This is a genomic window from Myxococcus sp. NMCA1 (genome assembly GCF_026810205.1).
Classification (GTDB): domain Bacteria; phylum Myxococcota; class Myxococcia; order Myxococcales; family Myxococcaceae; genus Myxococcus; species Myxococcus xanthus_A.
On the sequence record NZ_CP113950.1, the window covers coordinates 2,605,408 to 2,627,461 of the forward strand.

At 68.4% G+C, this 22,054-nt stretch carries 19 protein-coding genes; 8 read left to right on the forward strand and 11 right to left on the reverse strand.

The annotated features are described in order from the left end of the window. Window positions 1–30: 30 nt before the first annotated feature. The 6 genes from OZ403_RS11370 to folD form a co-directional block, all read right to left on the reverse strand. Complete coding sequence (locus tag OZ403_RS11370; protein ID WP_140797808.1) at window positions 31–837, reverse strand: glyoxalase; 807 nt, start codon at window positions 835–837, stop codon at window positions 31–33. A gap of 113 nt (window positions 838–950) precedes the next feature. Then, entirely contained in the window at window positions 951–1,574 is a 624-nt protein-coding gene (locus OZ403_RS11375) for a TetR/AcrR family transcriptional regulator (protein ID WP_140789422.1), read from the reverse strand. Further along, window positions 1,574–2,989 carry an amidase family protein gene (locus OZ403_RS11380; protein ID WP_268784198.1) on the reverse strand — a complete coding sequence of 472 codons (1,416 nt, stop codon included), beginning with the start codon at window positions 2,987–2,989 and terminating at the stop codon, window positions 1,574–1,576. The genes OZ403_RS11375 and OZ403_RS11380 overlap by 1 nt, the downstream gene beginning before the upstream one ends. A gap of 102 nt (window positions 2,990–3,091) precedes the next feature. Continuing rightward, a complete protein-coding gene (locus OZ403_RS11385) occupies window positions 3,092–4,045 on the reverse strand; it encodes an SGNH/GDSL hydrolase family protein (RefSeq protein ID WP_268784199.1) in 954 nt (317 codons plus the stop codon). Between the two features lie 440 nt (window positions 4,046–4,485). Then, the gene (locus OZ403_RS11390) at window positions 4,486–6,630 is read right to left on the reverse strand and encodes a S8 family peptidase (protein WP_268784200.1); all 2,145 of its coding nucleotides are present in this window, start codon (window positions 6,628–6,630) and stop codon (window positions 4,486–4,488) included. A gap of 348 nt (window positions 6,631–6,978) precedes the next feature. Beyond that, window positions 6,979–7,851: a bifunctional methylenetetrahydrofolate dehydrogenase/methenyltetrahydrofolate cyclohydrolase FolD gene (folD, locus tag OZ403_RS11395; RefSeq protein ID WP_268784201.1), complete on the reverse strand. Its 873-nt coding sequence runs from the start codon at window positions 7,849–7,851 to the stop codon at window positions 6,979–6,981. Between the two features lie 218 nt (window positions 7,852–8,069). Here folD and OZ403_RS11400 point away from each other — a divergent pair, with 218 nt between their 5' ends. The 3 genes from OZ403_RS11400 (at window position 8,070) to OZ403_RS11410 (ending at window position 9,997) form a co-directional block, all read left to right on the forward strand. Further along, window positions 8,070–8,879, forward strand: a complete 810-nt coding sequence (locus tag OZ403_RS11400) for a GNAT family N-acyltransferase (RefSeq protein WP_140797812.1) — start codon at window positions 8,070–8,072, stop codon at window positions 8,877–8,879. A gap of 81 nt (window positions 8,880–8,960) precedes the next feature. Further along, on the forward strand, window positions 8,961–9,644 hold the full coding sequence (locus tag OZ403_RS11405; RefSeq protein ID WP_268784202.1) for an iron-containing redox enzyme family protein: 684 nt from the start codon (window positions 8,961–8,963) through the stop codon (window positions 9,642–9,644). A 92-nt stretch (window positions 9,645–9,736) separates the two neighbouring features. Next, the gene (locus tag OZ403_RS11410; RefSeq protein ID WP_174258717.1) at window positions 9,737–9,997 is read left to right on the forward strand and encodes a DUF3892 domain-containing protein; all 261 of its coding nucleotides are present in this window, start codon (window positions 9,737–9,739) and stop codon (window positions 9,995–9,997) included. Between the two features lie 7 nt (window positions 9,998–10,004). Here the strand turns inward: OZ403_RS11410 and OZ403_RS11415 are convergent, their stop codons facing one another. Beyond that, on the reverse strand, window positions 10,005–11,087 hold the full coding sequence (locus OZ403_RS11415) for a helix-turn-helix transcriptional regulator (protein WP_237078208.1): 1,083 nt from the start codon (window positions 11,085–11,087) through the stop codon (window positions 10,005–10,007). A 473-nt stretch (window positions 11,088–11,560) separates the two neighbouring features. Between OZ403_RS11415 and OZ403_RS11420 the strand changes: the two genes are divergently transcribed. Then, window positions 11,561–12,877, forward strand: a complete 1,317-nt coding sequence (locus tag OZ403_RS11420; protein ID WP_237081118.1) for a ferritin-like domain-containing protein — start codon at window positions 11,561–11,563, stop codon at window positions 12,875–12,877. 189 nt (window positions 12,878–13,066) lie between these two features. Further along, window positions 13,067–14,092, forward strand: coding sequence for a pirin family protein (locus OZ403_RS11425; protein WP_140853679.1), 1,026 nt, complete (start codon window positions 13,067–13,069; stop codon window positions 14,090–14,092). Window positions 14,093–14,115: 23 nt separating this feature from the next. Here OZ403_RS11425 and OZ403_RS11430 read toward each other — a convergent pair whose 3' ends face one another. Next, window positions 14,116–15,381, reverse strand: a complete 1,266-nt coding sequence (locus tag OZ403_RS11430) for an MFS transporter (protein ID WP_140789438.1) — start codon at window positions 15,379–15,381, stop codon at window positions 14,116–14,118. A gap of 6 nt (window positions 15,382–15,387) precedes the next feature. Then, window positions 15,388–15,936 carry a TetR/AcrR family transcriptional regulator gene (locus OZ403_RS11435; protein WP_140789440.1) on the reverse strand — a complete coding sequence of 183 codons (549 nt, stop codon included), beginning with the start codon at window positions 15,934–15,936 and terminating at the stop codon, window positions 15,388–15,390. A gap of 291 nt (window positions 15,937–16,227) precedes the next feature. On the opposite strand from OZ403_RS11435, the gene OZ403_RS11440 reads away from it, so the two are divergent. Beyond that, entirely contained in the window at window positions 16,228–16,977 is a 750-nt protein-coding gene (locus OZ403_RS11440; RefSeq protein ID WP_268784203.1) for a sulfite exporter TauE/SafE family protein, read from the forward strand. 126 nt (window positions 16,978–17,103) lie between these two features. Further along, window positions 17,104–19,035: a bifunctional metallophosphatase/5'-nucleotidase gene (locus OZ403_RS11445; RefSeq protein ID WP_268784204.1), complete on the forward strand. Its 1,932-nt coding sequence runs from the start codon at window positions 17,104–17,106 to the stop codon at window positions 19,033–19,035. An 85-nt stretch (window positions 19,036–19,120) separates the two neighbouring features. Here the strand turns inward: OZ403_RS11445 and OZ403_RS11450 are convergent, their stop codons facing one another. Then, window positions 19,121–19,483: a sulfurtransferase gene (locus OZ403_RS11450; protein ID WP_268784205.1), complete on the reverse strand. Its 363-nt coding sequence runs from the start codon at window positions 19,481–19,483 to the stop codon at window positions 19,121–19,123. 317 nt (window positions 19,484–19,800) lie between these two features. Here OZ403_RS11450 and OZ403_RS11455 point away from each other — a divergent pair, with 317 nt between their 5' ends. After that, window positions 19,801–20,778, forward strand: a complete 978-nt coding sequence (locus tag OZ403_RS11455; RefSeq protein WP_268784206.1) for an NADP-dependent oxidoreductase — start codon at window positions 19,801–19,803, stop codon at window positions 20,776–20,778. A 122-nt stretch (window positions 20,779–20,900) separates the two neighbouring features. On the opposite strand, the gene OZ403_RS11460 is transcribed toward OZ403_RS11455, so the two are convergent. After that, complete coding sequence (locus OZ403_RS11460; RefSeq protein WP_140797816.1) at window positions 20,901–21,941, reverse strand: linear amide C-N hydrolase; 1,041 nt, start codon at window positions 21,939–21,941, stop codon at window positions 20,901–20,903. Window positions 21,942–22,054 lie beyond the last annotated feature (113 nt).

Below are 22,054 nucleotides of genomic sequence, written 5' to 3' on the forward strand. Positions count from 1 at the left end.
GCGCGAGGGACTTGTGCGCGGCTTCCAACGCTAGCGCCGCCGCCGCGGGGGACCCGTGCGTTGGGACGGCGCTGGCTCGGGTTTGGTTCGGGCGAGCCAGTCCTCCAGGCGCTCCGCGGCCTTCAGCTCGTCGGACAACTGGCTCCGTGCCTCCTCGGGAAGGGGCAAGGCCTGCAGTTGCTGCTTCAAGGCATTTCCCGTCGTGGCATCCCCCAGGGCAATCGCCAGCTCCATGCGGGCGGCCAGGGCGCGAACCCGGTCCACCACGGGCGCCTCTGCCTCGTACCTGGCGAGTCCGATGTCGAGCGCCCGCGCGGCGGCTTTGTCGTCATTCTTGAACTCACGAAGGATGCGCGCGTTGTCGATGGCCTTCGCCAGTCCCGCGAGCTTCTCGGAGCCGCCGTACTCCAGGTCCTCCGGCTCATCGCGCTGGATGAAGATGATGTTGTTGCCGGTGGGGTCAATCAGTGAGAAGCGGCTCTGGCCGGGCCTGAACCGGGTGATGCGAGGCCTGCCCGTGGCCAGCACCTTGCCGTACTTCGCGCGCAGCGCGTCCGTGAAGGCCCGGTGGTAGGGCTCCACCGAATCCACCATGACCAGGCAGCCACCCGAGTTCTCTTCGCTCGGGTCCAGGCTCTTGGCGCCCTTGCCGAAGTGCAGCTCGATGTCACTCCAGCGCAACGCCAGGTACAGGTACGGCTTGGTCATCTGGTACGTCACGGCAAAGCCGAGCGCCTGGTAGAACGCCAATGTTTCGTCAGCCGAGACGCAGGGAAGCAACGGAACAGTCGTTTCCTTCCCGCTGATGACGGCGGCCTTCGTCGCATGGGTGGGCATGGCCCGATGATAAACGAGCGACGTCGCCGGAGGCACATCTTCGTGTCATGCGCCAAGGTGCCTGTTTCTGCGTATGGCGGCGCTATGAGACGCACATGCGCGCGTGCCCGGCGTCAGGATTGAGTGGTCATCCAGGCGGCGAAGCCTCGAAGCCCGGGAATCTGATAGCTCCAGAACGCCTCGATGGCCTCGCGCAACGCTCGCTCGCGCGCATGCTCCGTCAGGATGGCGGCCAACATGCGCCGGGTGTTTTCGAAGATCCGCGTGAGCACGAATCGCGCTGTCGGGCTGACGCGCAGTCCAGGGGTGGAGGTGCGAAGCTGCGCGAGCGTGGTGGAGACCAGCAGTTCGACGAAGCGCTCTCCGTAGTGGGCGTAGGGCGTGCCAGCGGCGCGGTCGAGCAGCACCACGACCGCGAGTCGGTTCTCCACCCAGAATCGGAGCATCTCCTCGCCGCGTTCGTGGACCTGGCCGGGAGGCTCGCTGAGTGCCATGTGCGCGAGCGCGCGCACGCGCTCCTCGAGCAGCGCTTCGAAGCGCTCGGCCAGGGCGGGCGTCACGACAGCGGCGAACAGCGCTTCCTTGCTCCCGTAGTAGCGATACATGCTCGCGGTGCCGAGCCCAGCGCGTGAGGCGATGTCACTCATGGTCGCAACGGCGTAGCCATGCGTCGCGAAGACCTCCAGCGCGGCGGTGAGGATGCGCTCGCGGATTTCCTCTTTGAGGACCTGGGGCATCAGGCGTCGAACAGCCGGGGATACGAGTAGGGGGCCCACCGATCGTGCCACGGGCGCGCCGCTTCGAGCTGGTACGCCAGCCCGAGCAGCAGTGCTTCTGCTCCAGGCGCGGCGGCGAAGTGCGTGCCGATGGGAAGCCCGTCGTCCGACACGTGCAGTGGGACGGACATCGCCGGGCACCCCACGATGTTCTGGATGGGGGTGTATCCCACGGCGGTGGCCATGCGGCGCATCAATGCCTCACGCGGGAGGACAGGGGAGAGGTGGCCGATGCGCCAGGGGACGACCGCGAGCGTGGGCGTGAGGACGGCGTCATACTCGCGGACGGCGGACAGGTAGCGCTCCACGCTGTCCGCGAACACGCGGCGGGCTTCGGTGAGCGCATTGGACCCTCCTCGCCGGAACACCTCAGTCAGGGCCTGACTGAAGGGCTCAAGCTCGTTTGGAGCCACGGGCTTCCCCCGCAGGTGCTCCACCATCTGGACCGCCCCCGCGACGGCAGCGCCTCCGAACAGGAAGAACGCCTCCCCGAGCGTCGCGCCGTCGACGACGGGAGGCGAAATCGGCTCCACGTCGTGTCCGAGCGCCAGGCATAGCGCCACGGCTTCGTCATACGCACGCCGCACGGCGGGCTCTGGTTCCTCGTCCGTCATCGTTCGGGTCCATGTTCCGATGCGCAGGCGGCGTGAGAGGGGCTCGCGGACGTAGCCCACGGGTGGAAGTCCGGCGTCCCGGTCTTCGGTGAGGGACAAGAGCAGCGCGCTGTCTCTGACCGAGCGGCTGACGCAATGCTCGCTGACCAGCGCTCCGAAGTCCGACTCCCCCAGGTTGGCGGACACGCAGCGGCCGCGGCTCGGCTTGAACCCGAAGAGTCCACAGACGGAGGCGGGAATGCGCACGGAGCCGCCGCCATCACTGGCATGCGCCAGGGGGACGAGCCCGGCTGCCACCGCGGCGGCCGCGCCTCCGGATGAACCCGCCGCCGAGGTCGATAGCTCCCAGGGGTTGTGGGTGATTCCATCCAGGAGCGTCTCGGTGCTGCCCAGCATGCCGAACTCGGACGTCGCGCTCTTGCCCACGGTGACAAGTCCCGCTTCATCCAGCCTCTCGCTGTAAGGCGTGGCCTGGTCGGTGATGTTGCCCGCGAACAGCCGTGAGCCCAGCGACCAGCGCAGGCCTGGGTAGGGGGTGACGTCCTTGATGAGGAAAGGCACTCCCGAGAAGGGGCCGGGCGCGGCGGGCCTCGTCCGGGCGCGCTCGAAGTCGAGCACGGGCGCCGCATTCAGCAGCGGGTTCAATGCCGCCATGCGCTCGACACATGCATCGAGCAGCTCCTCGGCGCTCACCTCGCCCTTCGCAACGAGCTCCGCCTGCGCCACGCCGTCGAGGCGGGCAAGTGCAGCCAGCTTCGCCATGGAAGCCTCCTCTTGATTTCGACAAGTCGAATCGCGAATCGAATATTCCCGATTCGGGCGTGCGTCAAGCAGCGGCCGGCGGAACGGGCGAGCGGCATGCACTCAGGGCCGCACGACGTCCCGGATGAACCAGGTCAGCGCCTCCGCCATCTTCTGGTGTGTGGCCGCCGACGGGTGCCAGTCCTCGCCAACGCCGTCCACGTTGGGATTCTGCACGGCCATCACATGCCGGTAGACGCGGGCGTCTCCCTGTTGCTGCCGCTCCGCAACGAGCTCGGTGAGCCAGTCGCCGACATGGACCGAGGTCGTCGTGCCGTTCTGCTCGAGCTGCTTGTGGCCGTCCGACATGCTCCCCAACGTGCAGACGATGTGGGCGCGCGGGTGGAGCGTCCGCAGGCGGGTGAGGAACGCGCGGTAGGCGGATTTGAAGGCCGCTTCGTCCGGAAGGTAGGCGTCGGTGCCGCTGCCGGCGAACGTGTCGTTGGTCCCCGCGTTGACGACAATCACATCGGGCGACGCGCCAGAGAAGTCCCAGGCGACGCCGTGTCCGGGGACCACGAGCTCGTAGAGCGCGGGCACCAGGCCGGACGTGGACATGTCCAGGTTGCGGTACACCCCGTGGCCCGAATAGCAGATGAGCACCGCCTCCGCGCCCAGGTTCCCCGCCGTGAGCCAGGCATAGGTGCGCCGGGGATTCTGGTTCTTCGACGTGAAGGTGGGCGCGGTCCAGGAGGGCGAGTCCGGGATGAGGGAGACGTCGCTTCCGTAGCCACAGGTGATGGAGTCCCCGACGAACTCCATCCGGAGTCCCGCGCGCACGGGCGGCTCCCGGAGCTCGCCATGGACCTCCAGCGCCACGAGTTCGCTGTGGCCGACCAGGGACTCGGTGCGCTTGATGAGCTCCACCGTGTGCAGCCCGGCCTCCAGACCGGTGGCGAGCACGTAGCTGGACTGATGGCGGCTCACCGCGAGCTGTCGCGCGGGCGCCCCGTCAATCACGACATCGAAGTAGGTGGTCCCCACCTCGCCACCCTGGCCCGCGTCGTGGAGCTCCAATCCGAACGGCGTCTCCCCAGAAGCGGGCTCGGATCGTCACTCCGGGGTGGGAGAAGACGACGCCGGTGTCCGAACGGTACGTCCGGCCGAGGTACTGCACGCGTGCATCGGAGGCGGGAATGCGCACCCACGCCAGTGCACCCGCGTCGGGCGCGAGCGGCGGGGTGCCGCTGTCGCCCGTGGTGTCCGGCGGGCTGTGCGAGGCTGACTTGCACCCACTCACCAGCAGTCCGACGCCCACGCTGGCGACCAGCAGTCCCCGCGCCAGGGCCGCGCCGATGCCACGCACCGCATGACGAGTGTTCCTCATGCGCTCAGTGGATATCGCAAGACGGACACGCATGCGCTGGGGATGGAGGGCACCCGGGCGTCCAGGGGACGTCAGCGCGGGCATCAGGCACCGTGCCGACACTCGGCTCGGCACGGTGCCACGCGGCGCGCTACGGGCCGGTCAGCCGGTGGAGCGGGAAGGAGGGATGGCTCCACGTCCCGCCGGGGAAGCTCATGTTCAGGGAGGACGGCATGGCGCTTGGAATGCCCGCCGCGCCGCTGGTGGTGAACGTCCCCGCGGGCGTCGAGTTCACGGACGGCGTGCCGGAGCACCCCGGGCACAGGTTGTTCCCGGTGATGTAGCTCATGGGGAAGGAGAGTGACGTGCCACTGCTGTTCACCACGCCCTGCAGCCACACCGGGCTGCTCCCCTGGTAGACGGTGATGTTGGCGACGTGCAGCGTGCCCTGGCTGGCGAAGGTGACGCCCCAGCCGGGCTGCAACGGGTTGAACCACGTGCCAGTCAGGTTCATGGCTGGGGCGCCGCTGGCGAACACGAACGGCTGGATGGGCTCGTTGCCGGAGAGGCCTGCCATCGTCCAGTAGAAGCGCCACTGTCCGCCGCTGAGGATGAGCCGCGCGGTGCCGACGACGGAGGTCGTCGCGCTGGCGCCATTCCACGAGGTCCGCAGCAAGTCACCCCGCCACTCCCCGGGCTCCGCGTGCAGGTAGCTGAGGTACCAGATGGGGGTACCCGCCGCCGTGTACGTGAACCAGGTGACATAGAGCTGGTCGGAGGCGACTTGCTGGATGTCGATGGCATTGCCGGAGCGCGCCGGGTTCCACCAGAGCCCCTGGGTGGGGAGTGACGGCAGGTTGGTGTAGATGGCCGCCGCCGCGTTGACGCGGCCGGTCCCGCAGTGGCCGGCGCAGCCAGAGATGGGCGTCGCGGTCTTCTTGATGCGCGCGGCGACCAGGTCGGGCGTCAGGGAGGGTTTCTGCGACAGTATCAGCGCGGCGATACCCGCGACATGCGGCGCGGACATGGACGTCCCCGCCAGGTAGCGGTAGCAGTAGTCACCCGCGGTCAGCACCGAGACAGGCTTGCCAGTGGCCCAGGCCGACAGGACCTGGTCGGTGCCGCTGACATGGGGATCCAGGTCGGGGTCGGAAGGGCAGCCGATGCCCTGGCCATACAGGCTTCCGCTGGCGAAGCCGCCGGGCGCAATCACGTCAACGCGGCTTCCCCTGTTGCTCCAGGTCGCCACGCCGCCGGACTGGGTGCTGGCGCCCACGGCGATGACGCCCTGGCAGGAGGCGGGCGTCACGTGCTCCGTCTGGTAGTTCGCCGCTCCATGGTTGCCAGCCGCGGCGACGAGCACCACGCCCTTCCCCAAGGCGTAGCTCACCGCGCTCTGCGTGTCCGGGTAGTTCGAACACGGGTGAATCGCGGAGGGGGCATTGGGGTTGTATCCCAACCCGAAGCTCATGTTGATGACACGCGCGCCGTTGTCCGCCGCATAGCGGATGGCCGCGTTCACTCCGGTCATCGGGATGTAGCCGCTCGACGATGAAATCTTGAGCGGCATGAGCTGGCAGCCCCAGCAGACACCGGCTACGCCTACGCCGTTGTTCGTCCGGGCTCCGAGGATGCCGGCCACGTGCAGCCCGTGGTGCCAGGTGCCATCGTCATAGGGGTTCGGGTCTCCATCTCCAAAGTCGTAGCCCGTCGTCCAGCGGCCCAGCAGGTCCGGGTGGTCCAGGCGTCCGGAGTCGAGCACGGCGATGGTGACGTTGCCAGTGACGGTGTCCCACGCCTGGGGCAGGTTGATGGCCGGGTAGTTCCACTGCTGCGAGTACAGCGGGTCAGTCGGCGTGGCGAAGAACTCGAAATAGAGGTTCTCGTGCGCGTACTCGACGTCGGGGTCCTGGCGCAGCGCTTCGATGGCCGCCAGGGTGCTGGCTTCCTCCTCGGCCACCGAGGCCTGGGCGAGCGGTTGCTCCCGCACCAGTGACACCAGGGACGCGCCACTGGGCAGCGGCTCGATGAGCGCCGTCTGGTAGCCGCGCACGGACGGCACGGCGGCGGCATGGGGCCGCGCCTTGGCCGTGTCCTTCAGCTTCACGATGGCCTGGCCCGGGGCGAACCGCCGCCTGGCGTCTGCCCGCTTCAGCGGCTCCGGCGTGGCGGGGGCCTGGGTGAGGGCATCGCCTGTCACCGGGAGAGATGGCTCGGGGGATTCACTTCCGCAAGCGTTCAACAGCAGCGACGTCAGCAGCGTCGAGAGCAGGGGGACTCGGACAGCCAGGCGCATGCAACCTCCAGGGAGTGTTGAGTGGAGGTCACAATCAAGACGGACTTCGCGTGTGTCAATGGATGTGGAGCTTGCTGGCTGGGTGCTGAGAGGGATTGTGGGGCGGGGTGATTTTTACGATGAGGGGAGAGGGTAATCCTTGCTGAGTGAGGCTGCGTGTCTTGTATTCTCTGAATGGGAGAGCCAGGGCGCGGCGCAGCCTGTGATTGTTTCGCGACCGCGCGAGAGCGGCCCTGGCGGCAGGAAAGGGGTTCTCTCCATTTCCGGGGGCTGTTCGTCGCGATGCGCGTTGCCCTGGGCGTGCTGGTCTGTGGTCCGACCGCCGAAGAAGTGGAAGCGCCGGCGGTCCTACCGGGCCTGCCTCGCGGCCTGGAGCGTGTTCGCCAGGAGCATGGTGATGGTCATCGGCCCCACGCCGCCGGGCACCGGGGTGATGGCGCTGGCAATGGGCAGGATGGCATCGAAGTCCACGTCCCCCACCATGCGGTAGCCGCGCGGCGAGCTCGCGTCGGAGACGCGGTTCTGCCCCACGTCGATGACGACGACGCCCGGCTTCACCATGTCCGCGGTGATGAGGTTCTGCTTGCCCACCGCGACGATGAGGATGTCCGCCTGCCGCGTGAATGACGCGAGGTCCGGCGTGTGGCGGTGGGTGATGGTGACGGTGGCGTCGGGGCCCGGCGCCATCAGCAGCGACGCCAGCGGCTTGCTGACGATGAGGCTGCGGCCCACGATGACCACGTGCTTGCCCCGGGTGGGGATGTCCTCGCGCCGGAGCATCTCCATGATGCCGGCGGGGGTGCAGGGCACGAAGGCCCGGGGGTCTCCGACGAAGGCGAGCCCGGCGTTCACCGGGTGGAAGCCATCCACGTCCTTCGCCGGGTGGATGTGCTCCAGGACGGCCTTGTAGGGCAGGTGGGCCGGAAGCGGCAGCTGCACCAGGATGCCATGCACGGCCGGGTCGGCGTTCAGCCGGTCGATGACGGTGAACAGCTCCTCCTTCGACACGTCCTCGGGCAGCGTCAGCGTCTGGCCGCGCATCCCCAGGGCCTCGCACGCCCGCGTCTTGCTCGCGACGTAGGCCTGGCTCGCCGGATTGTTGCCCACCAGCACCACGGAGAGCCCGGGCGTCACGCCAGCGGCCTGGAGCGCCGCGACTTCCTGGGCCATCTCCGCCCGCATCACCCGGCTGATTTCGGTTCCATCGAGGGTCCGCGCCATGCGCGGCTTCTTACGCCAGATTCTCCAGGTTGGCGCAGCGCTTCTTTGCGGTGTCCACCCCGGACGGTGTCCTGGGACACGCTCCCCGTCGTACCCCGCGGGCCCTGGATTCGCGGGGAGCAAAAAGAGCAGGGCCCGCGCGCACTCGGGACTTGGGCGGCGAATGAGAGGGCGAGGACGGCGCGACGCCGGACCCGCTTCGCTTCTCGGAGAAACCCATGACGTCCATGCATTGTCGTGTTGCCACCACCCAGCGCGAGCTCGACGACGCGGTCCGCGTCCGCTGGGCCGTCTTCGGCGGAGAGCTGGGGTTGATGACGGGGTGGGTGCCGCCGTCGCGTCGCGAGGTGAGCTGTTTCGACACGCTGGACACCACCGTGCACCTGGTCGTCTACGCGGACGCGGCCCCGGTGGCCACGTTGCGGCTGCTGCTGCCCAACCCGGAGGTGGCGGATGCCATCGGCGGACGGCTGGGGCTGGAGCTGGAGCAGAAGCTGGACCTGTCCGACGTGGTCCGCCCGGGCATGGTCATCGCGGAGACGTCGCGGTTCTGTGTGCTCGACGGCTGGCGCCACTCCGAGGCCGTCACCCGGCTGCACGCGGGCATCTACGAGGAGAGCCGGCGGCGCGGCGTGACGCACTGGATTGCGTCCGCGAACCTGGACACGGATTCGCGCGAGGACGCGATGCTGTCCTGCCAGGTGGCCGCCTACCGGGGCTGGATGAGCCGGCGCTGGCGCGTGGACGTGCCGGAGCCGGTGGAGGCGCCCGCCATCCCCAGCAATCCCTACTACACGCCCATGGAGCGGCTGCGCGCGGAGCAGGGCCTGCTGGACGGCCTGCGCGTGCCGAGGGCGCCCACGCTCTTCGCCCGGAAGATGGGGGCGCGCTTCATCTCCGAGCCCCTCTACGACGCCAACTTCCGCCGCTTCACCCTGCCGCTCATCGCCGCGCTGGATGAGATTCCCGCCAGCACCCTGGCGCGCTTCAACGCGCTGGCGCAGCACCCCCTTCGCCGCGCCGCCTAGGCCGCTGGCGCTTCTTCCTTTCCTTCACCTTCAACGCGCAGCAGCCGGGGACCGGAAACGGCCCGGAAACAGGAGACGTCCGTGAACACGCAAGTGCAGAACCCGACGCAGGTGGACTGGGTGGCGGTGCTGGAGCAGGAGGCACGCGGGTTGGTGGCCGCGCTGGACGCGCAGCCCGACGCCCGTCGCCTCTTCGACGGCACCATCGACACCGAGGGCTACATCCACTACCTGATTCAGACCTACCACTATGCGCGCTGGAGCACGCCGATGCTGGCGGAGGCGGGCCACCGGCTCAAGCGCCAGGGCCGGCACCCACATCTGGCGGAGCTGCTGGTGCAGAAGGCCGGAGAGGAACGCGGCCACGAGAAGTGGCTGCTGTCGGACCTGAAGAACCTGGGGTGCCCGGAGGTGCGCGTGGAGACCGCGGCGCGGACCCCCGCGGTGGACGCCTACACCGGCTGGAACTTCTTCACCTCCCGGTCCGGCGTGCCGACGGCGGTGCTGGGGACCGCGTATGTCCTGGAGTACCTGTCCCAGACGCGAGCGACCGGCGTCGTGGAGCGTCTGATTGCGGCCGACGCGATTCCGGACATCCGCAAGTCCGTCACCTTCCTGCGCAGCCACGGCGCGCTGGACGGGGACCATGTGGCGGAGATGGAAGCGGTGCTGCGGACGCTGACGGACCCCGAGGAGCAGGCGGCGGTGATTTTCTCCGCCCGCGCCACGCGGTGCATCTACCCGGGCATCTTCCGCGAGCGCTGAAGGCCGCATACCTCCCCGGTGGTAGAGACAGCCCCGCGGCTGAAGGCGATCCTCCCCTTCGAATCGTCGTCCGCGAAGTGGGAGGCGTCTTCATGCGCTACATCACCCAGATCCGTCTCGAGGGAGGCGCGCTTCACGAGCACATTGCCCGCCTTCGCTGGAAGGAGGGCAACGAGGTGGGGGAAGGCAGCCGCCTGGAACTGGTCCAGTGGCTCAAGGCGGGGGGAGACGCCCGCGTGCAGACGTGGCCCCGGGACGTGAAGGTCGAGGTCGTCGACGCCAGGCCTCCGTACCTGCGCACGAAGGCCAATGGCATCCTCACGGACAACCTGCTGGAGCTGCCGCGCTTCTGACGTTGCTTCAGACGGGCTTGTTGAGGTGGGCCGCCTGATAGAGGAAGTCCATCCGGTTGTCGATCTTCAGCCGGCGGAAGATGTCGCGCACGTGCGTCTTCACGGTGTCCTCGGAGAGGCCCAGCTCGCTGGCGATCTGCTCGTTGGACCAGTTCCGGAGCATGCCCCGCGCGATGTCGACTTGCCGGGCCGTGAGCTGCACGCGCATGGTTTCGGGGAGCGGAATCGACAAGGGAATTTCGTTCAGAATCAGGGCCCACTGACGCGGGCCCTCGGATTCAGGGAGCTCGACGAACCGCACCACCTGGTACGCATCCCCGTGGAGGGATACCCAGAGGTCGCACTGGAGCCGTGCGTCCGGCGTCATCCGCGTCAAGGCCTCCAGCCGCTCCATGAGGACGAGCGGAATCCCCGAGGAATGAAGGTCCGAGGGCTTGAACCACCGCTCCAGCAGTGTGGCGGCCCGGCGTGAGCGCAGCACCTCGTGCGAGGGCGGCGCCACCACGACGTAGGCGGCGTCGGGCCGGCTGTAGAGCTCCTCCAGGAGGCGGGAGCCCGTCGAGGCCGTCTGCATGTCGCGGCAGTTGCGCACCGCGTTCAGCAGGTGGGGTGTGAGGCTCGTCAGGAAGGCGGCGTCCTTCTCCGAGAAAGCCAGCCGGCGGTCCCGGTAGAGCGTGAAGGCGCCCAGGAGCTGGGGATAGACAGGCAGGAGCACCGCCATGACGTGCTCCAGGCTCAGGTCCAGTTCCTTGCTTCGCTGGTAGAGCGCGCTGCGCTCCAACTCCTTGCGGGTAATCATCTCCGAGTCCCGGAGGACCACACTCGGCTGGGCGAAGATGGGTGCCCGCACGAAGTCGGAGTCGACCCACTTGGAATACTCATCCAGGAGGGCCAGCCGGTAGCCGGGGACCAGCCATTGGAATTCGACGATGGGGCCCAGGTTGATGAGACACAGGCCCACGTAGTCGGCGGGCGTCAGCTCCAGCAGGGGCGCCCGGGCGGATTCGAGCGCTTTGGGGAGGGACAAGGTGCTGTTGAGTGCCGCGATGACTTTGTCCCGGAGCAAGAATTCATGGGAGGAGAGGTTCATCGACGCGAGCTTCCTTCCTGCCTGGTCAGGCAACCCTGCGGGTCAGTTTCTGTGTCAGGCCATTCAATAGGCTCCGACTGAAAGGCTGTCCCTCACCCTCCAGTGGTAGGCCCCGAGCTTGACAGGAGGTTCCCTCGCCTGCCGGTGGTCATGCAAGGGGCTGTCGATGGCTTGACAAGACGCGGCCAGCCTCAGCAGCCGTTCCTTGAAAGGCGTCCTGCGCTTGAATGGCGTCCAGGGATTCGCGGCGGGCGTTCAGCTCACGCACCGCTTGGTTTTTGTTTCGCTCCTCTGGCCGGGAATGGCGCTCTTGAGGTCACCCAAGCCGAGAGGAACCACCCCCTCAGGTTTCTGAGCAGGGCAGGCAGAAAACGTCGGCATTTCGCGACACCTGTCAGGCGCTCCCTGACGTGCAGGTGTTGGCATCTTCATTGCTGAAGTGCGGGTTCCCAATCGCAGGAGGCTTTGCACCCATGGATTCGAATCGCTTGCGTCTGCTCTTCTCCCGGGCCCTTCGCGCCTCACTCTTGTCGCCCCTGACGCTGGCCGGATGTGACGGTGAGGTGGACCTGACGGGTTATTCGCCACCCGCATGCGACAATGGCGAGCTGGCCATGACAGGATTGTCGCCTGCGGCCGCGCCGGACTTCGTGCAACTGCGGAGCTTCCATGCGGCGGGCGAGCCCGTGGCAACGAGCCCTGTCACCTCCGCGGGAACACCTTGCGCGACGGCGACCCAGACCCAGGCATGTCTGTCAGAGCTCGAGGCATTGGCGCCTGCCCGTGGGTTCCGCGACGCCTGCGGTTTCATCTGCACCGACTATTTCCTCGCGACGACCCGGGGCGACGTGGTGTCTGCCATCTCCTCGCTGGAGGCCCTGAAGTCGTTCCTGGGGCCGATTGATACGGCGCAGGAGGCCGCGCTGACTGCCTTTGCCGCGGGCTACGAAGTGCGCTGTGGCGGGCTCAAGTATGGGGCGGTGAAGGAGTTGGGCGACGGTGCGTTCGGCGTCGTCGGCACCAAGGGCATGGCGTGTGGTAAGGGGACGGCGTTGACGCAGTATGCCCTGCGCGTGTCGTCAACGGGCGAGGTGGTGGAGGAGGAGCGCAAGGTGTTGGAGCGGGGCACGGACAACTGTTCCGTGGGGCGCAGGCCCGAAGGACTGCGCTCACAAGGCTCGGTGGCGTGTGGCGATGTGCTGGGAAAGCACTTCGCCGCCATTGCCCACCTGGAGGCCGCGTCCATCCAGGCCTTCCTGCTGCTCCGGGAGGAACTGGCCGCGCATGGCGCGGACCTCGCGCTGCAGGACGCGGCGCTGATGAGCGCCCTGGAGGAGGTCATGCACACGGAGGTCAGCGCCCGCCTGGCGGGGCGGCACGGCGCGACGCCCCAGGCTCCCCGGGTGGACGCGGCGGCGCCCCGTTCCCTGTTCGCGGTGGCGCTGGACAACGCGGTGGAGGGCTGTGTGCGGGAGACGTTCGGCGCGCTGGTGGCTCGGCACCAGTCGCTTCATGCCCAGGACGCCGAGGTGCGCACCTCCATGGCCCGCATCGCGGAGGACGAGACGCGGCACGCGGAGCTCTCGTGGAAGATTGATGCCTGGGCGCAGGCGCGGCTGTCGGAGGGGGAGCGCGAGGTGCTCCGGCTGGCGAAGCAGCGGGCCGCGGCGGCCCTGCGCGAGGAGGCCTCCGTGCCGGTGAATCCCGTGCTCGTGTCCGAGGCCGGGCTGCCCCCGCCCGAGGTCGCCGTGGCGATGGTGGACACGCTCGCTCAGGAGCTGTGGGCCTGAGGCTCGTGGGACGGTGGGGCAGGTGACGTGCCCCACTCGCCGCGCCCGCTGTGCGCCCAGCGGGCGGCCCGGCATTCGGACGGAGGCCCTATGGGGCAAGCGGCGAGGGGGGCTCGTTGTTACGCTCAGCGGAGGGAGTCCCGGCGCAGGGAATCTTCATGGGGCTCGGGAAGGGATGAGGCGTAGGAGATGAGTCAGCAGCCAGAAGCCGTCCTTCGTGTGGAGCCGCTCGGGATGCCGTGGCGGACCCCGGATCCATTTCTTTTTTGCGTCCACCACGACGACAAGTACCCCGTGGGGAACGAGCGCCTCGGGCCGTCCGCCTCGCTGGCGGGCCGCAACCTGGGCCAGGACTTCGATGGGCGGGATGGCTGGAACATGTATCACGGCACCGTGGTGCCCGGTTTTCCCCAGCACCCGCACCGAGGGTTCGAGACAGTCACGGTGGTGCGTAGCGGGCTGCTCGACCACGCGGATTCCCTGGGGGCGGCGGCGCGCTTCGGCGGTGGGGATGTGCAGTGGCTCACCGCGGGCGCGGGCATCAACCATTCCGAGATGTTCCCGCTGCTCCATCGCGACCAACCCAACCCGGTGGAGCTTTTTCAAATCTGGCTCAACCTGCCGCGGGCGAACAAGCTCGTGGAGCCGCACTTCTCCATGATGTGGAACCACGTCATCCCGCGGCACGTCGCCCGGGACGCGGAAGGGCGCGCCACGGAAGTCACGGTGGTGGCCGGAAGCCTGGGAGACGTGAAGGCGCCACCGCCGCCGCCCAAGTCGTGGGCCGCGCAGGCAGCGGCGGACGTGGCCATCTGGACGCTCAAGCTGGCCCCGGGCGCGCGGTGGACGCTGCCAGCGGCGGCCCGTGGCAGCAACCGGATGCTCTACTTCTTCCTCGGCTCCAGCCTGCGCGTGGCGGGGCGTGCCATCCCGCCGTCGCATGGCATCGAGCTGCGGGCGGACGTCGCGGTGGAGCTGGAGAACGGCGCGGACGAGGCGGAGTTGTTGATGTTGCAGGGCCGTCCGATTGGAGAGCCCGTCGTGCAGTACGGCCCGTTCGTGATGAACTCGCGGCAGGAGATTCAGGATGCCTTCGCGGACTACCAGCGCACGGGCTTCGGGGGCTGGCCCTGGCCGGCCAATGGACCGGTCCATCCGCGAGAGGAAGGGCGCTTCGCCCGGCACGCGGATGGACGCATCGAACGTCCGGCCTGAGGAGGAACGGCTGGCCTATCGCATCAATGGGTCTGCGGGAGTGAGGGGTCTTGGCCACACTGCGCGGTGGCGTGGGCGCGGACGGTGGCCAGGACTCCAGAGAGCAGCACGACGATGGTCCCCGCGAGCGGCACCACGAGCAGTCCCACACGCAAGCCCACGGCGTCGGCGACGAGCCCGACGAGCGGGGGCGACGCGAGGAACCCCAGGCGCATCAGCCAGCTGACGACGGTGAGCCCTGTTCCCGGTCTCAGGCCGGGCAGCTCATCGGCGCCGTGCATGGCGGCGGGGACCAGCGTGGCGACGCCGAATCCCGCGAGCGCGAAGCCCGCGATGGTGCCCGGTATCGAGGGATACAGGAGCGCCGCGCTCATGCCCACCGCCGTGGTGGCCCCGCCCGCCCGAGCGACGGCGCGCTGACCGAACCGGTCCACCAGTCCATCGCCCAGCATCCGGCCCACGAACTGCGCGCCCACCAGGGCGACGAACCCGAACGAAGCGACGGCGGCCGTGGCGCCGAGTGTTCCGGAGAGGTAGACGGCTGCCCACGTCATGCCCGCGTCCTCGACGAGCGTGCCGCCGACGGCAATCAAGACCAGCGCGGCAATCATCAGCCAGATGCGCCCGCGCCCCGTCGGCTGGCGCCGCGCGGGAACGCTGTCCAGGTGCGCCGCCGCAGGCTCGGGCTCGACGGTGACGATGGGCTCGGGGCCGGGGAGCGTGTAGCGCAGCGCCATCAAGGACACCCCGGCGAAGAGCAGGGCGGAGAATCCCAGATGCAGGCCCCGGTGCACGTTCAGTCCCGCAGCGAGCCCACCCATGAGTCCGCCGACCACCGCGCCGACGCTCCAGACCGCGTGGAAGGAGTTGAGGATGGACCGGCCATAGAGCCGTTGCACCCGCAGCGCGTGGGAGTTCTGCGCCACGTCGGTGATGGCGTCCATGCCGCCCGCGAAGAAGAGCGAAACGGCGAGCACCCACCATGACGACGCGAGGCCCGCGACCAGCACGCCCAGGCTCGTCAGCAGCGTGCCGGCGACGGCGACCCGTGAGGAGCGGAAGCGGCGGATGAGCGCTCCGGCGGCGAGCCCCGCCACCATCGCGCCACTGGGGAACGCGGCGACCGCCAGCCCGTATTGAGCGTTGCTGAGGCCCAGATCGGCTTTGATCTGCGGATAGCGCGGCAGGAGGTTGGCGAGGATGGCGCCGTTGGTGAGGAACAGCGCCGCGACGGCCGCGCGGGCCGCCCGGTACTCGCGGGGGGCCAGTCGAGGGGAGGTGAAGGGCATGGCAGGTCAGGGGGAGCGCGAGAGAAGGCGGCGCAGGGCGTCCCGGGTCAGGTCGCGGCTGCGTGGGGCGGGGTCGAGGCTGATGTGGATGAACAGCCCCTCAATCAAGGCGTCGAGCTCGTGCGCCATCCTGGCGTCGACGAACCGTTCCAGCACTGCGCGGCTGCGGCGCATCCAGTCGTGGGTGATTTGCCGGAAAGCCCGTTGGCGCGCCGCGAGCGTGTAGAGCTCGAGCGTGAGCACGAGCTCGTCCTGGCCCGCCGCGAGGTCGTCGTGCACGATGTGGACGATGGCGGAGACCAGCGAGTCAAGGTCGGTGGCCGCGGCGATTCGCTCGGCGAACCGCTCGCTGATGCGCTGGGCGAAGCGGCTGAACGCCTCGTGCAGCAGTTCGTCCATGCTCGTGAAGTGGTAGGTCATCGAGCCCAGGGGCACGCCCGCGCGCTCGGCGACCCGGCGGTGCGACGTGCCGGCAACGCCCCCTTCGGCGATGACCGCCAGCGCGGCATCGATGATGCGATCCCTTCGCTCGGGGTCGTGTCTACGCGTGGCCACGTGGGTCTCCGGGGATGCGGCAGGAGGCATGAGGCCTCGATGTGCCGCTGGCGATATGTACGATCGTACATATCCCATTATTCCACCGGGCCGTGGCGCTTCCCTGGTGGGTCACCGCGCTAGCGGTTCGGGGGCCACGGCGCGGTCTTCCCGCAGTGCGCCTTGGTGGCAGGTTGCACGCTGCCTCAGGTTGGGCCTGAGGCGGCAGCGGGCAATTCCGAATTTTCAGTCCGGAGGGCGGCACCCAGAATCAATGCGTCGCGTGCCTCTCTCCCGCTCGGAGCTTCCCTCATGCCATCGTCCGACAGCCTTCTGGTGACTGTTGCCGTCTTCGTGCTCGCGGGCCTGGTCAAGGGCGTGGTGGGGCTGGGCCTGCCCACCATCGCCATGGCGCTGCTGGCCCTGGTGATGCCTCCCGCCCGAGCGGCGGTCCTGCTTATCGTGCCCTCCCTGGTCACCAATGTCTGGCAACTCCGGCCCTGGTCGACCTTGGGGCCTCTGCTGCGGCGACTGGCGCCGATGCAGGTGGGCGTTTGCGCCGGCACGCTCGTCGGAGCGTGGCTGCTGGGCGCGCCCATGGGCGCGTGGGCCACGGTGTCCCTGGGCGTGGCGTTGGTGGCCTATGCGGCCTGGGGGCTCAGTGGGGCCCGACTCATGGTGGGCCCGGTGGCGGAGGCGCGCCTGGGGCCTTGGGTGGGCGCGCTCACCGGCTTCGTGACGGCGGCGACGGGCGTCTTCGTCATCCCCGCGGTGCCGTATCTGCAAGCGTTGGGCTTCGAGCGAGAGGAGCTGATTCAGGCCATGGGTATCTCGTTCACGGTGTCCACGCTGGCCCTGGCGGCGGGGCTCTATGTCAACGCCGCTGGCGTGGGGACGCAGCTGAGCCAGTCTCTCCTGATGTTGCTGCCGGCGCTCGTCGGGATGCAGATGGGGCAGTGGCTGCGCCAGAAGCTCTCACCCGTGCTGTTCCGGGCGTGTTTCCTGGTCAGCTTGATGCTCCTCGGAATGCACATGGTTGCCCGCGAAATGCTGGCGGGGTGAAGGTGCTGGGTCCTGGGGCTCGGACAATCGCCATGAAAGTGTCACCGGCCGCGTAGGAAGGCGTAACCGGGCTGTCATTCACGCCCGACACCATGCCGCCTTCCGAAAGGCACCTGGGAGCGGTTCATGCGATTGAAGACGGAGAAGGAAGTGCGCAGGGGTGCGCGTTCGTCGAGCCGGACGCGCTGGTTGACGGTGACGTGGATGGCGGCCAGCGTGCTGTCCGCGTGTGGTGATGACGATGACGTCGACCCTGGCGAGCTGCCCGCGCCGCTGGACCTGACCATCCTCCACATCAACGATCACCACTCGCACCTGGCAGGCTCCAGCCTGGAGCTGAACGTGACGAACGCCGCGGGTGACACCGTGGCCGCGGAGGTTGAATCCTCGGGTTTCGCGCGTGTGACGTCCGCGATGAAGGAGCTGGTGGCTGGCAAGGAGAACGTGCTCAAGCTCCACGCGGGTGACGCCCTCACCGGCACGCTGTACTTCAACCGCGCGGGCCAGATTGGCGAGGCCGACGCCGCGATGATGAACACGGTGTGCTTCGACGCCTTCACCCTGGGCAACCACGAGTTCGACAAGGGCGACACTGAGCTGAAGAACTTCATCGACCGCCTGCATGCCGGCCAGTGCCAGACGCCCGTCATCAGCGCAAACGTCCAGTTCGGCGCGGGCTCCGCCCTGCACACCTCCAGGGCAGCCGGCTACGTGGAGCCCTTCACCGTCGTCGAACGGGGTGGCCAGAAGATTGGCCTCGTCGGCCTGACGATTGCGGGCAAGACGAAGGAGTCCTCCAGCCCGGACGTGGACACCACGTTCGAGGCCGAGGTGCCCGCCGCCCAGCGCGCCATCGATGCGCTGCGGGCCCAGGGCATCAACAAAATCATCGTGATGAGCCACATCGGGTACCAGCTCGACCGGACCATCATCCCGCAGCTGAGCGGGGTGGACGCGGTCATCGGCGGTGACTCCCACACGCTGCTGGGGCCTGCCGCCATGGAGACCTTCAACGTCGGAACGCCCGCGGGGCCCTACGCGGAGCCGCTGCGCAACCGCGACGGCGAAACGGTGTGCCTGGGGCAGGCCTGGCAGTACTCGCAGGTCGTCGGTGAGATGACCCTCCGCTTCGACGCCGATGGCGTGGTCACCTCCTGTGGTGGCACGCCCCACGTGCTCATCGGCAACCAGTTCTCCATTGATGGGACGCCCGTCTCCGAGGCCGACAACGCCGCGATGCTGGCCAGCGTGGCCACAAGCGGCTTCCTTCGGGTGACGCAGCCGGATGGCGCCGCCGCGCAGGTGCTGGCGCCGTTCCAGGGCCGGATCGACGAGTACAGCCGGACGGTGGTGGCCACGGCGGGCGACGAGCTTTGCACTCGCCGCGTGCCAGGAAACACGGAGCCGGGCCGCTCCAGCGTGAGCTGCAACGCCCTGGGCGAGGTCCACAGCCGGGGCGGCGACATCCAGCAGCTGGTGGCCCAGGCCTATCTGGAGGTGGCGAACGCGGATTACGGCGGCGCGGACATCACGCTGCAGAGCGCGGGCGGCGTGCGCCGGCCGCTGCAGGGACCGGTGACGGCGGCGGACGTCATCGAGGTGCTGCCCTTCGGCAACATGCTGTTCCGGCTGGACGTCACTGGCATCGAGGTGAAGTCGATGATTGAGGACGGGCTGCACGCCACGTTCCGGGAGGGCGGCACCACGGGGCCCTATCCGTACACCGGCGGCCTGCGCTTCGACGTCAACGCCGCCCAGGCTCGCGGCCAGCGCGCCAGCAACCTGGAGGTGCTGGACCAGACGACGGGCCAGTGGAACGAGCTCCAGCCGACCGCCACCTATCGCCTGTTCGTGCTGAGCTTCAACGCAACGGGTGGTGACGGCTACGCGACGCTGGCCAACGTGCCCGCCGAGCGCCGCTCCGACATCGGCGTGCTCGATGCCGACGTCCTCCAGACGTACATCGACCGTCAGGCCGAGCGCGAGCCCGGCACGAACCTGCCCGTCCTGCGCAAGGTGGATGCGTCGCTCTACAGCACGAAGTCGTTCGTCGAGTAGCGCGTCGAAGGGACACGCCCGCCTGTCATCAGCCGGAGAAACAGTTGTCCCGTGGCGGACATCGCATCCGCCACGGGACGTGCTCTCAAGGCGTCACTTCGAACGGTCGCTGCGGGTCCTGCGACCACTCCGTCATCGAGCCGTCGTACACCGCGACGTCGTCGCGGCCGAGCCGCGCGAGTTGAAGCGCCGCCACCGTGGCGGCGATGCCTCCGCGGCAGTGCATGACGGTTTTCTTCGCCGCGTCGAGCGCTCCGATTTTCTCGAAGAGGGGCTTCACGTCCGCGGGCTTCCGGTAGGCCCCCGTCGCTGGGTCGATGAGGAGTCCGAAGAACACGTGCTCACTCGACGGGATGCGCCCGGCTCGCGCGTAGGTCTTTCGGCGCCGGTGGAACGTGTCGTCGTCGAGCGCGTTGATGCGCGCGGCCTTGGGGGCGAGCTCCGCCACGAGTGGCGGTGTGTCACGCCGAGGCCACCACCGCCGAGCGCCGTCCCGCCCACCGTCCGCTACCCGGCAGTCCCTTCAGGCAGGCACCAACCGGTGAACGGTCACGAAAGGTGTTCTGGCCGTGCTTTTCGTGCTCGCACGGTTTCTTGCTGGCCTGCGACGTGGCCTTGCGAAGTGGAAGGGCCGCCGCGGTAGCGGGCATGCGGGCGGCCCCTGGCTCGCGGCGCCGTGGGTGTCCTCTGCATTCCGCGGGAGGCGTGCCCACGCTCCGGAAGAACCCTGTCGGGGCGTGAGCTCCCCGCCCCCGAGGAATCTCCATGAAGACATCCATTCCGTCGCAGATGAAGGCCGCCGCCATCGACCGCTTCGGTGGGCCGGAGGTGCTTGGCATGAAGACGGTGGCCGTTCCGGCCGTGGGCGCGGGAGAGGTGCTCATCCAGGTGGAGACCGCGGGCGTCGGCAGCTGGGACGCGGCGGAGCGCGAGGGGGAAATGGAGGCGCTCAAGCCCGGCAAATCATCCTTCCCGTATGTGCTGGGGACGGACGGGGCCGGCACCATCGTGGCGGTGGGCGAAGGCGTCACGTCCCGCAAGGTGGGCGACCGGGTGTACGGCTCCGGCTTCCTCAACGAGAAGGGCGGGTTCTTCGCCGAGTACGCGGTGGTGAAGGCCGATAATACGGCGCTCGTGCCTAAGGGCTTGAGCGCCGAACAGGCGGGCGTCCTGGCCACGGATGGAATCACGGCGCTTCAAGGCGTGCAGGACGCGCTGAACGTTCGTCAGGGCATGACGCTGCTGGTGTACGGCGCGAGCGGCGGCGTGGGCCATCTGGCGGTGCAGCTCGCCAGGCGACTGGGAGCGCGGGTCCTGGCGGTGGCCTCGGGGCCGGACGGCGTGGAGTTGGTGAAGCGCCTGGGGGCGGAGAAGGCGGTGGACGGGCGGGGTGGTGATGACGTGGCGAAGGCGATTCGGGACTTCGCGCCGGACGGGCTCGACGCGGCGCTGGTGCTCAGGGGCGGCGAGGGCAACGGCCCGGCGCTGCAGGCCGTGAAGAAGGGAGGTCACATCGCCTACCCGAATGGCGTCGAGCCGGAGCCACGGGCTCCCGAGGGTGTGAAGCTCACGGCCTACAATGGCGAGTCGAACGCTGACGTCCTCGCGCGCCTCAACCGGCTCATTGAAGCAGGGCCTTTCCATGTCGAAGTCTTCCAGGTGTATCGGCTGGACGACGCGGGCCGTGCGCTCGACGCCGCGGGCAAGCACCATCTGGGCAAGCTGGCCCTGCGCATCCACTGAGCCACCGCGCGCTACACCCAGTGCGCTCGGGTGGGACTCGCGGCGACGCACGAGGACTGCCGGGCACCCACCTTTGGATGCCCGGCGTCACGCCTCGGGGTGTCCGCGGCTGTGCGGTGGGCTCAGCCCGCCAGCGCCGCGGTGATGTCGATGCCCTTGGTGATGGACTCGACCTTGATGTTCTTCCGCTTCGCGGCAGTGGCGAAGTCGAGCGTCCTCAGGTCCACCGACTGCACGGCGAGGCTGTCGTAGAAGCGGATGTTCAGGACCTTGTTCGTCAGGTCCTTGGCGACGGCCCATAGGGTGTAGTCGCAAAGCTCGTCCTTGTCCGGCTTCGCGTGCTTGCGGCTGGTTCCGTTCGGGATGTCCACCGTGTTGAGCAGGTGGAACGCGAGGGTGCAGGCCGCGGCCGCGTCTTCGGGCTGCTTGGCGGCTTGCCGGAGGTAGGCGATGCGGACGAAGCGCGAGGGCGGCGTCGAGTCGCCCGGCAGTCCGAGCATGCCGCTGCCGCAGCCATGGGGTTCGAACGTGGCGGAGCCGAGCGTCACCTGGTCGATGTCATACGCCGTCAGCTTCGCGTAGTTCTTGAGGTTCTCCAACTGGTCGGGGAAGGTCGGGTGGTTGGTCAGGACACCCACTGGATTGTCCTTACCTGTGTAGAGATTCACCTCCCCGTCGATGAACTCCACGACGAGGCTGTTGCCCTTCGCATCGTGGATGGGGAAGTGCAGCGGCGCGAGCTTCGACAGCCAATCGCTGTGCCAGATCTGGACCTCCTTGCGCACGAGGACGTCATACAACTCGTCCACGGTGGCGAAGTTGCCGAGCGCCCATGTCACGAAGAACTCCGGCGCCAGGGCCTTGGACGGATCGGTTGCAGTGGGGAAGTGGGAACCGGGCATCCACAGCGCGCCAGCGGACAGTCCCTCCGAGTTCATGCCATCCGCGATGACGGTGAGATCGAAGAGCGTGGAGGTGATGCCGACGAAGCCATACTTCGACTTCCACGAGAGGCCCTTCAGATTCACCATGGACGCGGGCGACTGGAACTCCTCTCCAGGTGCGTGGACCCTCAGCATGGGGTTGAGCGGCTTACCGAATTCCATGCTGCGGCCAACGACGACGGACGAGTCCTTGGCGACGACGATGAAGTCAGTGCACATGCGGCGGGCTCCTTGGGGAGGTGTCGGTGTTTGCCCGAGCCAAAGCATTCCGCATGCCATGTGCTGTGCGCGCGGCGCCACAGTACTTCCCGCTGGTTGGCGCGCGCAGCCAC

Bases quoted from the DNA above. Each gene is read 5' to 3' on its own strand.
- OZ403_RS11370 (WP_140797808.1), bottom strand. From the start codon at position 837: ATGCCCACCCATGCGACGAAGGCCGCCGTCATCAGCGGGAAGGAAACG.
- OZ403_RS11375 (WP_140789422.1), bottom strand. From the start codon at position 1,574: ATGCCCCAGGTCCTCAAAGAGGAAATCCGCGAGCGCATCCTCACCGCC.
- OZ403_RS11380 (WP_268784198.1), bottom strand. From the start codon at position 2,989: ATGGCGAAGCTGGCTGCACTTGCCCGCCTCGACGGCGTGGCGCAGGCG.
- OZ403_RS11390 (WP_268784200.1), bottom strand. From the start codon at position 6,630: ATGCGCCTGGCTGTCCGAGTCCCCCTGCTCTCGACGCTGCTGACGTCG.
- folD (WP_268784201.1), bottom strand. From the start codon at position 7,851: ATGGCGCGGACCCTCGATGGAACCGAAATCAGCCGGGTGATGCGGGCG.
- OZ403_RS11400 (WP_140797812.1), top strand. From the start codon at position 8,070: ATGACGTCCATGCATTGTCGTGTTGCCACCACCCAGCGCGAGCTCGAC.
- OZ403_RS11410 (WP_174258717.1), top strand. From the start codon at position 9,737: ATGCGCTACATCACCCAGATCCGTCTCGAGGGAGGCGCGCTTCACGAG.
- OZ403_RS11415 (WP_237078208.1), bottom strand. From the start codon at position 11,087: ATGAACCTCTCCTCCCATGAATTCTTGCTCCGGGACAAAGTCATCGCG.
- OZ403_RS11420 (WP_237081118.1), top strand. From the start codon at position 11,561: ATGGATTCGAATCGCTTGCGTCTGCTCTTCTCCCGGGCCCTTCGCGCC.
- OZ403_RS11425 (WP_140853679.1), top strand. From the start codon at position 13,067: ATGAGTCAGCAGCCAGAAGCCGTCCTTCGTGTGGAGCCGCTCGGGATG.
- OZ403_RS11430 (WP_140789438.1), bottom strand. From the start codon at position 15,381: ATGCCCTTCACCTCCCCTCGACTGGCCCCCCGCGAGTACCGGGCGGCC.
- OZ403_RS11440 (WP_268784203.1), top strand. From the start codon at position 16,228: ATGCCATCGTCCGACAGCCTTCTGGTGACTGTTGCCGTCTTCGTGCTC.
- OZ403_RS11445 (WP_268784204.1), top strand. From the start codon at position 17,104: ATGCGATTGAAGACGGAGAAGGAAGTGCGCAGGGGTGCGCGTTCGTCG.
- OZ403_RS11455 (WP_268784206.1), top strand. From the start codon at position 19,801: ATGAAGACATCCATTCCGTCGCAGATGAAGGCCGCCGCCATCGACCGC.
- OZ403_RS11460 (WP_140797816.1), bottom strand. From the start codon at position 21,941: ATGTGCACTGACTTCATCGTCGTCGCCAAGGACTCGTCCGTCGTCGTT.